Here is an 11729-nt window from a genome sequence, read left to right as displayed (position 1 = left end):
TAATGAAGGACAATGAGGCATTGTATTCGGAAGTGCCAAAGCCACCCAAAGGTATCGGCATTAGCCGTCGCTTATTACTGTCGATAGCAGGCGGCTTATTATTGATAGTCATTTTGTTTTTGTACTTTCTAAACCATTATGCGCCGCATCCGATCAAAAAAGTATCCGGCGAAAATAGTCAGGGTAACTCTGATAGTGCGGTTTCACTCATTGAAAAAATACAGGGAGAAACGCATAAACCCCTACTTGTAGATAGCAAAGCGAAACATCCGATCAAACCTAAAAATAGTTCGGATGCTGATAGTTTAGCTAGCAAGGCTAGTCCAAAGAATTTGTCACAAAACGATTTCAAAGAAGCCAGTAATGCGTCAATATCCGTGTATCACAACAATACGCAGTACGCAGAGAGCCAACCCTCACTATCTTATCCCAACTTGCCTAGCGCACTGCAAAACATAAATTTAGATAGCCCGCATTCACCCGATGCTTATACCCAGAAAAATCTGCAATCAGAAAAAATTGCCTTTTTAAATAAAAACGATTCACTTGAAAAAAATACCATTCAATCCACATTGCAACATCCCTTATCGCAGTATCAACTGAATGCCGGTACGATTATCCCCGCTAACTTAGTAACCGGCATTTATAGTAATCTGCCTGGCCATATTATGGCTAAAGTACGCCATGATGTGTATGACACGGCAACGGGCAACTATTTATTAATCCCACAAGGTACTACGCTAATTGGCAACTATGATTCACAAGTGGCTTATGGCCAATCACGAGTCTTAATTGTTTGGTCACGTTTAATATTCCCGGATACTTCCTCCTTTGATTTACAGAGAATGCCAGGTGTTGATTTGGCCGGTATGGCCGGTCTACATGATCAAGTAGACAACCATTATTTTCGACTTTTTAGCTCCGCATTAATGTTTAGTGTATTTGGTGCAGCCGGACAACTCAGTCAACCGCAAAGCAATAACAACCCATTAAGTTCACAGCAAATTATTTATGGCGCGATAGGTCAACAGATAGGACAAACCGCCACACAGCTAGTAGCCAAAAATATGAATATCCAGCCCACATTAAAGATTCGACCAGGCACTGATTTTAATGTGCTACTGACAAGGGATCTGGTTTTACAAAATCCTTATTCTTGAACGTAAATAAGGGTTTATAAACGCCAATAATCGCTTTCCTGTTAACTGCACCATAATAACGAGAGTCCCAGGATTTTATTGGATCATTCGCGCCATAGATCCAATAACCATGGTTATATGGATATAAACCATTACTAATAAATTTTTGCATGGTGTTTTTGTTATGATCTGTTAGCATAAAAGGTGCCGTATATTCAAGTTCGTTAACGGTGATGTTACTATTAGTAAGTGTTACGGTATCACCAGGAATAGCGATAACTTGTTTGAGCACAGGAATCACTCCACTTGGACAGTTCCCAGCTCGTAAGTAGCCGCGCTGTAAAGCCAAAGCCGCTATTTCCCTGGAAAGACAAACGGATACTAAATCACCACGTTTAATTTTAGTAGTATTTTCCCGCTGATAAAAACCAATAGGCATTGATGAAGTATAATTGAATTGAATATGAAAAACGTGAAGTAAAATAGCGATTAGTAAAATACTAACTATTATAGGTAAAAATTTAGACATCTCGGCAGCATGTTCTACGAGTTACAATCGTGACTATATCTGCATTCAAAATAAATGTATATCTGCATACTCAATTTGGAGAATAGAGAACTTGTGTCTACCTCTTTTCCTAAATAAAAGAAAGAATTTGCGTAAGTTCTTCTACAAAGGAATCTGATTCACGCTTTTTCTTCAACTAAACTTAACACTTCATTTTCAGATAAATTGGTTAGATCTTGAATATATTGAATCGATCGACCTTCAGCGATAAGCTTTTTAGCAATAGTTATCGCTTTACGGTACTCTCCTTTCTGTAGACCTTCTTGCCGACCTTCGTACAGACCTTCTTGCCGACCTTGCTGTTTTAATTGCTGTGCTGCATTCATAATATCTTCCTCATAGTCTTCGATGGTTTTAAGCTTCTCAATCACCTGGTTCACATTGGCGGTCTCACCTTTGACTAACATATAATATACCAATTGATTGAACAAATCATGATCAGGCTTTACCTGTTTAACCAGCCTTACAATATGATCGGCAATATCCTCTAGATCTCTGGTAAAAATATGTTTTTGAACAATTTCTAAGAAAGCAAGCTGTTTGTGTCGATAGATCTCCTCATCCGGCAGTACATTGAGATCGATAAGCAGCGGATCATCAAAGAAATGTGCTTTTGCAAAGGGCGTGTCCTCAACGCAATCGATGAGCTTTAAGCAATAAGGGTACTGACCTTTCCCATGGTAGAAAAGCATCGAAATAACCAGCGGTAATTTTTTGTTTCCTTGGTTTAGATGCTGCTGCATAATGGCCACTTTATAGCGGTGCATGCGAAAAGGCATCAGTTCTTCTGCTGTGCTTTGATGTTCGAGATTAAGATAAACATAACCGTGCATCCCATTGACTTTCAACGAGTACAAAATATCAGAATGATGTTGTTTCAGATCTGCATCGACAAAAGACCCGGGCTCAATCTTTAACGTCGAAAAATCACAGGCTTGTTTCATGTGTTTGGGTAAATAAATCGTGATGAAGTGGGTTGCGACTTCAATATCCGTAAAAAACGTCTTAAAAATGGCATCGTGCGCATTATGAATCTGAATCGACACGGTTTTGTTATCCTTATTGTGATTGAGCAAAGAATTCTAACGGAAGATGAGGGGAAAAGAAATCTTAAATTTCCCCTCATCTTTTATTTAGGCTACCATCAAATAAGGTTGAATATCATCAAAACTAGCCATCAAATTTTCAAACATCGTGGTAATGATTTCTAGTCGATCACTCACCCCTAAGTAGTCGTGGATAATTTCTGGATCATAATCTAAAAAATCATTGGATAAGGCGATGTAAGCTTTTGCTTTGGCTTTTTTTATATAATCTAAAATAAGCGCTTGTTGTTCTAAATAGTCTTCTAGTTCGTGTAATTTGCGTCGATCGAGTGATCGCGATAAGCTGTGTTTAACCATGATTCAATTCTCCTCTAGAATTGGTTGTGGCCAGACACCGGTAGAGTGCGGAAACACTTTATCGGTGTCCCCTTAACGGGGTTAGGCAATTTAATAATTATGCTTGGTTTTATTTATTGGTTAGTAAATCAACATATGAACTCCTTCTAAGGTGATTAATATCACTGCCAAACCTAGGAATGCTTTTAAGATGGATCGCTTGATCTTAAAGAAACGTGCGTACTAAAGTTACACATGTGTTATCTCCTGTTTTTCTAATTTTTCTAAAGCTTTTGAATAGATCTCAAAACCATTAAAAGCTTCAATATCTTTAGCGGCTAGCCGCAGGTTTTAATTCCTTGAACTTGGCAAATGTATAGATTTTCAAGATCTTTAACGGGTATCTGTCCTTTATCAAATAGAGTGTGTGAGGATCTTGTATATTCTTGAATAAGCGATAAAAGCTCTTTTAATGCTTCTATTAAATCATTGAGTCGGTAAGAAATTTCATAAGCTTGCGATAGATAATCACAAGCGGGTTGTTTTAGATGGACGAATTGCTCTAAACTGACGTCTGCGGTCATAACTAACTCCTTTCAGTTGGTTGTGTTAAATGTCCCTAGGAGTTGGTCCTCCTAGGGAACGCTTCTTGGTCTTAATGTTCTTTAATGCTGATAAAGTCCTGAATGTTTTTCGGTTAACAAATAAAGTACATACTGATTTAAACTAACTCCTTGTACTTTAGCACTGCGCGCTAAATCAGCATGTAAACGCTTAGGCAAGCGCATTAAAAATTTTCCACTATAGTGTGTTTGTGTACTAGGTTCTGGTACTGTACGACCCGATTTAGTTGCTGCTTTTACCCATGCTTTTGCTGCATCATGTATTTCATGGACGGCATCTTCTTCCGTAGCTCCCCAAGCTGAGCAGCCTGCCAAATCCGGTACAGTGGCGATATAACCTTCGTCTTCCTCGCTCCAGAAAACTTCTATTGGGTATTTAAATTTCTCTTTTTGCATATCTTTCTATCATCTCAATTAACTGTTTTGCCTGATATGATGGTATATAACCATTCCGATTTTGAAAATTTAATAAGGCTGGCTCTCCTTCCTTAGCAAAAGCTCTATGAGATCCTTGTCCACCCTTATGAGTAAATCCTAGCCAATTTGCTATTTTACAAGCATCTTCAAATCTAACCCCTTTAGGGTTATTTAAAATAGAGGTTATTATCTTTTCTCTTTTTGTCATTATACTATATACGATATCAAATTAAAGGCTTGTAGTAAAAAAATATTACTTCTTAACTTTATTTAAAGTTTAATTTAAATATAACTCTAAGTCAAACTGTTTTTAAATTTTTAAAGTATAATTTATTATATAGCAATTAATTTAGTAGAGAATAGCTAATGACTAAACCGAAAAAACTCATCTCTGAATCAGATAGAGTTACAAGAATGACATTCGATGTACCTGCAGGTTTGAAAAAATCTTTTAAATTAAAAGTTACTTCTATAGATATGGATATAAAAGAAACGCTTTGTAAATTGATGAAAGCTTATGTAGATGGAAAAATTAATTTAGATGAAACTAAATTATGAAAAATGATAAAATTTCGAATGAAAAAAAACAAGATAACATAAAGATAGTTTATGCTTCAAAAGACGAAGTAAAAAGAGCTACAAAAAAATGCTTAAAAAAGTACTCGGATGTGTTTAAAGAATTAGCAAAAAGATAGCTATCGATTTCTTAAAGGTTTATTTACCTCAGGAAATTTATAAAGTTATAGATATTAATACGCTTCAATTAACTGAAAAAAGCTTTATTGTCCCAGAACTAAAAGAAATTCATAGTGATATTATCTATAAATGCGAAATCAATGGAGAGTGTTCACCAAACTGTGTCATTAATAATTTATCGTAACTGTAAATTTAGCCTGCCATCAAAAAATATCTGCAGTTGAGAAGCAATTAAAGCCCAATTATGCAGGGGCTGGCACCACTTTTCTAGTATTTTTTGACAGGCACAGTAAATTAATTTAAGTAAGGCATTTTCACTGGTAAAAGCCCCTTTATTTTTTGTATATTTGCGTACTTGCCGGTGAAACCCTTCAATAATGTTGGTTGTGTAGATAATACGCCTTAATTCTTCAGGATACTTAAAATACTGGGAAAGCTTATCCCATTGAGTTTGCCAAGACTTAATCACAGCAGGATATTTTTTACCCCATTTTTCATCGAGTTCTAATAGGTGATGCTCGGCTAAGTCCTTGGAACTCGCACGATAAACCAATTTTAAATCAGCCATAAAGGATTTTTGATCTTTGCTGGTCACATACTTTAATGAATGACGGATTTGATGAATCACACAAAGCTGAATTTCTGTCTGGGGGAAAACCTCAGCAATGGCTTCGGGAAAACCTTTTAATCCATCGATGCTGGCAATGAGAATATCCTCAACTCCCCGAGCACGTAAATCATTTAAGACACTTAACCAGAAACGAGAACCTTCATTTTCAGAAAGATACAGCCCTAAAATTTCTTTACGACCCTGGTTGTTAACCCCTAAAACCGAATAAAAAGCACGGCTACTGACTTTACCTTCAATACGTACCTTAAAATGCATGGCATCGAGAAATACGATCGGGTACACAGATTCTAGCGGTCTATTTCGCCATTCCGTTATAACCGGCATTAACTTATCGCTTATCAGGCTTATTTTAGCCGCTGAAACCTCAAGACCATACATATCCGCCAGATGGTCTTGGATCGCCTCATAGCTCATCCCAAGTGCATACAGCGATAGTATTTTGTTATCCAAGGATTCGTTTAAAACCGTTTGACGTTTTTTTACCATTTGCGGTTCAAACGTTCCTAGACGGTCTCGGGGTGTTTCCAGCTCAAAACTTTCTGTCTCCGTTTTTAATACTTTACTTGTTTTTCCATTGCGTCGGTTCGATAACTCAGGCGTTTTCGATTCTGATAATAAATGGGATTCTAATTCACCTTCTAACGACGCTTCGATAATTTGTTTTATTAACGGCGTTAATATTCCGTCTTTTCCTGTTAACGATTCTCCTGATTTTAGTCGGGCTATCGCTTCAGCTTCAAATTCTTTACTCAGTATCGCTTGTTTCATGTCAACTCCTAAAATTCTTAATTTAGTTTAGCGTTGACACAGTTCCTTGAATACTCCCAATCAATGAGAAATCAGGCTACCTTTTTTTCCTAGTAGAGCATGAGTCAACGGCTAACGATGAGTTAATGGCTTTTCGTTTACTTCACTATATTGTTTCTCTCAGCCACGAACACCTTCAACAAGGGCATAAAAAACTACCCATTATTTTGCCATTATGTATTTATCATGGAGAAGTGTCGCCTTATCCACATTCCACAGACCTTTATGACAACTTTGAAGACTCTGAATTAGCACGTAAAGTCGCTTTCAAGCCATTTAAGCTGATAGACCTTACTGTCCTATCAGATGAGGAAATTAGCCAGCATGGCCTTCTTTCCCTCATGGAAATGTTATTTAAACACCATCGGGATAAGAATTTTCTATCAATTATGCGGAAAATGCTCAAAACTCAGCTTGTGCAAAATGTAATCAAACAGCTTAATATTTCCTATCTGAGTGATATGCTAAACTATGTGTTATCAACGACTCAAGATGAAACTGAACCACAAGCAGATAGGGTATTAATTAAGGAGTTAGTAGGAGCCTTCCCCCAACAAACTGAGGTTATTATGACATTCGCACAACAACTTGAACAAAGAGGCCTACAGCAGGGCCTACAGCAAGGTCGGCAAGAAGGTCGATATGAAGAAGCGATAACTATTGCTAAAAAGCTTATCACTCAAGGTCGATCCATTCAATATATTCAAGATCTAACCAATTTATCTGAAAATGAAGTGTTAAGTTTAGTTGAAGAAAAAGCCTGAACCAGATTCCTTTTTTGAGAAGAACTTACGCAAACATTTTTCGGATATTTTATATTTTGTGCAGATGAACGAAGCGCAAGGCTATCTTTATCCGTTAATTGACACGAAACGATGCCAGATAAAATAATCCCGTTTAAACAAAGGAACGTTATAAAAATGAGGGGCATGACTCCAATTATTCAGCTTGAAAATGGAGCCTGTTACATTATATTGTTGATGCAGGTATTCCTGTTTGGATTGATACAAAGCCTGCTATTGCCCATAACAAGATCATGATTATTGATAAAAAAGAAGTTATTACGGGCTCTTTTAACTTTACCGATAGCGCACAAAAACGTAATGCTGAGAATTTAGTTTTCATCACCGATATTAAGCTTGCCCAAGAATACATTCAAAATTGGTATAATAGAGAGCATCAATCAAAACCTTACATTAAGTAATTCTTTGTTTAGCATAGGTAGAACTTGTACCTTAGCAGAAATCATTCATCGATTAGATTATGTATTTATAGATAACTCCAAAAAATAGCAAAATTTAAGGGAGTATTCAAGGAACTGTGTCAACGCTAAACTAAATTAAGAATTTTAGGAGTTGACATGAAACAAGCGATACTGAGTAAAGAATTTGAAGCTGAAGCGATAGCCCGACTAAAATCAGGAGAATCGTTAACAGGAAAAGACGGAATATTAACGCCGTTAATAAAACAAATTATCGAAGCGTCGTTAGAAGGTGAATTAGAATCCCATTTATTATCAGAATCGAAAACGCCTGAGTTATCGAACCGACGCAATGGAAAAACAAGTAAAGTATTAAAAACGGAGACAGAAAGTTTTGAGCTGGAAACACCCCGAGACCGTCTAGGAACGTTTGAACCGCAAATGGTAAAAAAACGTCAAACGGTTTTAAACGAATCCTTGGATAACAAAATACTATCGCTGTATGCACTTGGGATGAGCTATGAGGCGATCCAAGACCATCTGGCGGATATGTATGGTCTTGAGGTTTCAGCGGCTAAAATAAGCCTGATAAGCGATAAGTTAATGCCGGTTATAACGGAATGGCGAAATAGACCGCTAGAATCTGTGTACCCGATCGTATTTCTCGATGCCATGCATTTTAAGGTACGTATTGAAGGTAAAGTCAGTAGCCGTGCTTTTTATTCGGTTTTAGGGGTTAACAACCAGGGTCGTAAAGAAATTTTAGGGCTGTATCTTTCTGAAAATGAAGGTTCTCGTTTCTGGTTAAGTGTCTTAAATGATTTACGTGCTCGGGGAGTTGAGGATATTCTCATTGCCAGCATCGATGGATTAAAAGGTTTTCCCGAAGCCATTGCTGAGGTTTTCCCCCAGACAGAAATTCAGCTTTGTGTGATTCATCAAATCCGTCATTCATTAAAGTATGTGACCAGCAAAGATCAAAAATCCTTTATGGCTGATTTAAAATTGGTTTATCGTGCGAGTTCCAAGGACTTAGCCGAGCATCACCTATTAGAACTCGATGAAAAATGGGGTAAAAAATATCCTGCTGTGATTAAGTCTTGGCAAACTCAATGGGATAAGCTTTCCCAGTATTTTAAGTATCCTGAAGAATTAAGGCGTATTATCTACACAACCAACATTATTGAAGGGTTTCACCGGCAAGTACGCAAATATACAAAAAATAAAGGGGCTTTTACCAGTGAAAATGCCTTACTTAAATTAATTTACTGTGCCTGTCAAAAAATACTAGAAAAGTGGTGCCAGCCCCTGCATAATTGGGCTTTAATTGCTTCTCAACTGCAGATATTTTTTGATGGCAGGCTAAATTTACAGTTACGATAAATTATTAATGACACAGTTTGGTGAACACTCTCAAATTTAACGATAGGTTTTTTATAGTTAAAACCTTATTTTAATTGCTGTTTTCTATATTTTTCTTTCTTTAAGTTCCTTATCCTTTTAAACTAGGTAAAACAATTAAAATAACAAGCTATTGTTTATAGAAGGATAGAAATGGCCTTACCGGTTCAGCAACGTTCTTCAGAAAAACTAATTGGTCTTATTGAACGGGTTACCTTCCATAGTGAAACATCAGGTTTTTGCGTTTTGAAGGTAAAAGCTCGAGGACGTCGCGATATGGTGACAGTCATTGCACAGACTGCTCGTGTTTTAGCAGGTGAATCCATTGAAGCACTGGGTGGATGGACGCATCATAAAGACCATGGTTTGCAATTTAATGCGACACAACTGCGTATTATCCCCCCTACTAGTCTTGAAGGAATCGAGAAGTATTTAGGCTCGGGTCTAGTCAAAGGTATCGGACCTTACTTTGCAAAGCAGCTGGTTAAAGTATTAGGCACTGATGTTTTTGATGTTATTGAACATACACCAGAGCGATTAGGTGAAGTACCCGGTATTGGAAAAAAACGACAACGAAAAATTTTAACGGGCTGGAAAGAACAAAAAGCCATACGAGAAATTATGGTTTTTTTACAAGGTCATGGTTTAGGTACCTCTCGTGCTTTTCGCATCTATAAAACCTATGGCGAGCAAGCGATACAAAAAGTGAAAGAAAACCCGTATCGATTAGCGAGCGATATTCGTGGTATTGGTTTTAAAACGGCTGATCAGCTGGCTAAAAGTTTAGGTCTTCGAGCAGATTCTCCATTGCGTGCAAGAGCAGGATTACAGTATGCACTGCAGTTAGCCGGTCAAGAGGGTCATTGTGCTTTACTACAAACTGATCTCATCCAAGCAACCCATAAGCTATTAAATGTATCAGAATTAATAATTGCTACCGCCATAGCAGCTGAAGTAGAGGCTAAAGAACTTATACAAACTCTCAGCAACGACAATATCACGCTGGCTCTTAAGTCATTTTATCAAGCGGAAGTTTCCATAGCGAAACGGTTAAAATATTTACTTTTTGGCGGTTCTTTTCCATGGGGAAAAATTGATCCCGATAAAGCCATTCCTTGGGTAGAAAAGCAAACCGGTTTACAGTTAGCTACATCGCAAAAAGCAGCGATTATTCAAGCCTTACAATCTAAGGTTATGATTATTAGCGGCGGTCCTGGCGTAGGAAAAACGACAGTCGTCAATAGCCTGATTAAAATTTTTCAAACGAGGCAACTCACCATTGAACTCTGTGCTCCCACAGGGCGTGCTGCAAAGCGCTTAAGTGAGGTAACGGGTTTAATTGCAAAAACCATTCATCGTTGCTTAGGGTTTGATCCGCATATTTTTGGTTTTAAATATCATGCCGATTTCCCGTTACCAGCGGATATTGTCGTGGTGGATGAAGTGTCGATGCTAGATATCACGCTGATGAATCAGCTGTTAAAAGCTATTCCACAACAAGCGGCTTTATTTTTAATTGGTGATGTGGATCAATTACCTTCTGTGGGACCGGGTTCTGTACTTGCAGATTTGATAACTTCAAAACAAATACCTATGGTTGTTTTGACGGAAATATTTCGTCAAGCCGCTACATCGCAAATCATTGTGAATGCTCATCGGGTGAATCAAGGTAAAATGCCTTTTAAAAAATCATTGCCTTCTTCTGATTTTTATTTTATCCCTGCTAATACACCCGAAGAAATTCAAACGAAATTAATTGATTGTGTTACACAACGCATTCCTAAGCGCTTTCCATTTCATTCCGTGCAAGATATTCAAGTGCTTACTCCTATGAATCGCGGAGCAGTAGGTGCTTATCATTTGAATCATGCCTTACAACAAGCCCTCAATGCTTCATCTGAGCCAAAAATACAACGTTTTGGCTGGACCTTCTCACCAGGTGATAAAGTGATACAAACCGTCAATAATTATGACAAAGAAGTCTTTAATGGTGATATTGGATTTATTGCTAAAATTAACTTAGAAGAAACTACCCTACAAATTAATTTTGAGGATCGCCTAGTTGAGTATGATTTTAACGAATTAGATGAGATTGCCTTGGCTTATGCGACGAGCATTCATAAAAGTCAAGGATCTGAATATAAAGCAGTAGTTATTCCAATTGCCATGCAACATTATCGTCTGTTAGCACGCAACCTTCTTTATACTGGTATCACTCGAGGGAAAAAACTGGTTATTCTGATTGGACAATATAAGGCTCTAGCGCTTGCGGTACACCAACAGCCCTCACAGCAACGTTTAACTCAATTAATCCAACGTATGGCCGACATTTTTTGAATAATTATTTTATAAAAAATTATTCTAGGTTATCTGAAATACATCGAAAGTATTGCTAGAAAATTGGTGTACCAGAATTGTACCAGACTGAAATAAAATATACCAAAATCCTCGTAGTTTTAGACCGATTATTAAGTTAGCAAAGTACCGCAAGTTGTTGATTATTAATTATTTTTTAACTATATTTCCAGGCTACGAACTTGGTGGTCGGGAGTTCGAATCTCTCCGGGCGCGCCAGTAAAATCAAGCACTTACATCGTTTTTAAAAAGTTTCAAAAAGTTCTTGCGCGACTTAGAAACTTATGCAGCCCTCCTTAGTACCGTTAAGGTAGGTTTATGGCTATCTGAGTCGAGCCTGTAAATAAAATTGTGTAGTGCTTCATGGCGCACTACACAAAATGGTTTACAGGTTCCAAGATTTACTGATTCTAGAAGAGTAGCCATTTTTTTCTCACCCTATTTAATAATTATGACTCTCGCAGCCACTAGAACGGAAAGACCCTCGTCACCACCCTCATTAAAACACC

The 11729-nt window shown here is 37.5% G+C and carries 16 protein-coding genes; 9 read left to right on the top strand and 7 right to left on the bottom strand.

What is annotated here, in order from left to right; all coding sequences use genetic code 11:
* Window positions 1–2 precede the first annotated feature (2 nt).
* The gene (locus RICGR_RS07405) at window positions 3–1160 is read left to right on the top strand and encodes a TraB/TrbI/VirB10 family type IV secretion system protein (RefSeq protein ID WP_006035897.1); all 1158 of its coding nucleotides are present in this window, start codon (window positions 3–5) and stop codon (window positions 1158–1160) included.
* Here RICGR_RS07405 and traF read toward each other — a convergent pair.
* The 6 genes from traF to RICGR_RS02055 form a co-directional block, all read right to left on the bottom strand.
* A complete protein-coding gene (gene traF, locus RICGR_RS02080) occupies window positions 1111–1668 on the bottom strand; it encodes a conjugative transfer signal peptidase TraF (protein WP_006035995.1) in 558 nt (185 codons plus the stop codon). The genes RICGR_RS07405 and traF overlap by 50 nt on opposite strands.
* A gap of 158 nt (window positions 1669–1826) precedes the next feature.
* Entirely contained in the window at window positions 1827–2753 is a 927-nt protein-coding gene (locus tag RICGR_RS02075; protein ID WP_006035437.1) for an Rpn family recombination-promoting nuclease/putative transposase, read from the bottom strand.
* Between the two features lie 87 nt (window positions 2754–2840).
* Complete coding sequence (locus tag RICGR_RS02070; protein WP_006034706.1) at window positions 2841–3110, bottom strand: hypothetical protein; 270 nt, start codon at window positions 3108–3110, stop codon at window positions 2841–2843.
* Window positions 3111–3427: 317 nt separating this feature from the next.
* On the bottom strand, window positions 3428–3673 hold the full coding sequence (locus RICGR_RS02065; RefSeq protein WP_006035691.1) for a hypothetical protein: 246 nt from the start codon (window positions 3671–3673) through the stop codon (window positions 3428–3430).
* Between the two features lie 81 nt (window positions 3674–3754).
* Window positions 3755–4108: a toxin-antitoxin system HicB family antitoxin gene (locus RICGR_RS07650; protein ID WP_006035724.1), complete on the bottom strand. Its 354-nt coding sequence runs from the start codon at window positions 4106–4108 to the stop codon at window positions 3755–3757.
* Entirely contained in the window at window positions 4089–4337 is a 249-nt protein-coding gene (locus RICGR_RS02055) for a hypothetical protein (protein WP_040615104.1), read from the bottom strand. Before RICGR_RS02055 ends, RICGR_RS07650 begins: the two co-directional genes overlap by 20 nt.
* A 158-nt stretch (window positions 4338–4495) precedes the next feature.
* On the opposite strand from RICGR_RS02055, the gene RICGR_RS07865 reads away from it, so the two are divergent.
* From RICGR_RS07865 to RICGR_RS07645, 3 genes are read left to right on the top strand one after another with little or no spacing between them, the layout of a single operon-like run.
* Window positions 4496–4687, top strand: a complete 192-nt coding sequence (locus RICGR_RS07865) for a hypothetical protein (protein WP_240992191.1) — start codon at window positions 4496–4498, stop codon at window positions 4685–4687.
* Window positions 4684–4824 carry a hypothetical protein gene (locus tag RICGR_RS07860; RefSeq protein WP_006035142.1) on the top strand — a complete coding sequence of 47 codons (141 nt, stop codon included), beginning with the start codon at window positions 4684–4686 and terminating at the stop codon, window positions 4822–4824. The genes RICGR_RS07865 and RICGR_RS07860 overlap by 4 nt, the downstream gene beginning before the upstream one ends.
* Window positions 4809–5009: an Rpn family recombination-promoting nuclease/putative transposase gene (locus tag RICGR_RS07645; protein ID WP_081441723.1), complete on the top strand. Its 201-nt coding sequence runs from the start codon at window positions 4809–4811 to the stop codon at window positions 5007–5009. The genes RICGR_RS07860 and RICGR_RS07645 overlap by 16 nt, the downstream gene beginning before the upstream one ends.
* Here the strand turns inward: RICGR_RS07645 and RICGR_RS02050 are convergent.
* On the bottom strand, window positions 5001–6224 hold the full coding sequence (locus RICGR_RS02050) for an IS256 family transposase (RefSeq protein WP_006034850.1): 1224 nt from the start codon (window positions 6222–6224) through the stop codon (window positions 5001–5003). The genes RICGR_RS07645 and RICGR_RS02050 overlap by 9 nt on opposite strands.
* 50 nt (window positions 6225–6274) lie before the next feature.
* Between RICGR_RS02050 and RICGR_RS02045 the strand changes: the two genes are divergently transcribed.
* From RICGR_RS02045 to recD2, 5 genes are all read left to right on the top strand, one after another.
* Complete coding sequence (locus RICGR_RS02045; RefSeq protein ID WP_338049520.1) at window positions 6275–7027, top strand: Rpn family recombination-promoting nuclease/putative transposase; 753 nt, start codon at window positions 6275–6277, stop codon at window positions 7025–7027.
* Window positions 7011–7154, top strand: coding sequence for an Rpn family recombination-promoting nuclease/putative transposase (locus tag RICGR_RS08115; RefSeq protein WP_081441665.1), 144 nt, complete (start codon window positions 7011–7013; stop codon window positions 7152–7154). Before RICGR_RS02045 ends, RICGR_RS08115 begins: the two co-directional genes overlap by 17 nt.
* Window positions 7155–7224: 70 nt before the next feature.
* A complete protein-coding gene (locus RICGR_RS07635) occupies window positions 7225–7467 on the top strand; it encodes a phospholipase D-like domain-containing protein (protein WP_081441664.1) in 243 nt (80 codons plus the stop codon).
* 156 nt (window positions 7468–7623) lie between these two features.
* Window positions 7624–8847: an IS256 family transposase gene (locus RICGR_RS02035; RefSeq protein WP_006034850.1), complete on the top strand. Its 1224-nt coding sequence runs from the start codon at window positions 7624–7626 to the stop codon at window positions 8845–8847.
* A 171-nt stretch (window positions 8848–9018) separates the two neighbouring features.
* The gene (gene recD2 / locus RICGR_RS02030) at window positions 9019–11202 is read left to right on the top strand and encodes an SF1B family DNA helicase RecD2 (protein ID WP_006035796.1); all 2184 of its coding nucleotides are present in this window, start codon (window positions 9019–9021) and stop codon (window positions 11200–11202) included.
* Window positions 11203–11729: the final 527 nt, after the last annotated feature.

The organism is Rickettsiella grylli (assembly GCF_000168295.1).
Classification (GTDB): Bacteria; Pseudomonadota; Gammaproteobacteria; order Diplorickettsiales; family Diplorickettsiaceae; genus Aquirickettsiella; species Aquirickettsiella grylli.
Note: the sequence above shows the minus strand (reverse complement) of the source record. Positions and strands in the feature narration are given on the sequence as shown.

Bases quoted from the DNA above. Each gene is read 5' to 3' on its own strand.
- RICGR_RS07405 (WP_006035897.1), top strand. From the start codon at position 3: ATGAAGGACAATGAGGCATTGTATTCGGAAGTGCCAAAGCCACCCAAA.
- traF (WP_006035995.1), bottom strand. From the start codon at position 1,668: ATGTCTAAATTTTTACCTATAATAGTTAGTATTTTACTAATCGCTATT.
- RICGR_RS02070 (WP_006034706.1), bottom strand. From the start codon at position 3,110: ATGGTTAAACACAGCTTATCGCGATCACTCGATCGACGCAAATTACAC.
- RICGR_RS02065 (WP_006035691.1), bottom strand. From the start codon at position 3,673: ATGACCGCAGACGTCAGTTTAGAGCAATTCGTCCATCTAAAACAACCC.
- RICGR_RS07650 (WP_006035724.1), bottom strand. From the start codon at position 4,108: ATGCAAAAAGAGAAATTTAAATACCCAATAGAAGTTTTCTGGAGCGAG.
- RICGR_RS02055 (WP_040615104.1), bottom strand. From the start codon at position 4,337: ATGACAAAAAGAGAAAAGATAATAACCTCTATTTTAAATAACCCTAAA.
- RICGR_RS07865 (WP_240992191.1), top strand. From the start codon at position 4,496: ATGACTAAACCGAAAAAACTCATCTCTGAATCAGATAGAGTTACAAGA.
- RICGR_RS07860 (WP_006035142.1), top strand. From the start codon at position 4,684: ATGAAAAATGATAAAATTTCGAATGAAAAAAAACAAGATAACATAAAG.
- RICGR_RS02050 (WP_006034850.1), bottom strand. From the start codon at position 6,224: ATGAAACAAGCGATACTGAGTAAAGAATTTGAAGCTGAAGCGATAGCC.
- RICGR_RS02035 (WP_006034850.1), top strand. From the start codon at position 7,624: ATGAAACAAGCGATACTGAGTAAAGAATTTGAAGCTGAAGCGATAGCC.
- recD2 (WP_006035796.1), top strand. From the start codon at position 9,019: ATGGCCTTACCGGTTCAGCAACGTTCTTCAGAAAAACTAATTGGTCTT.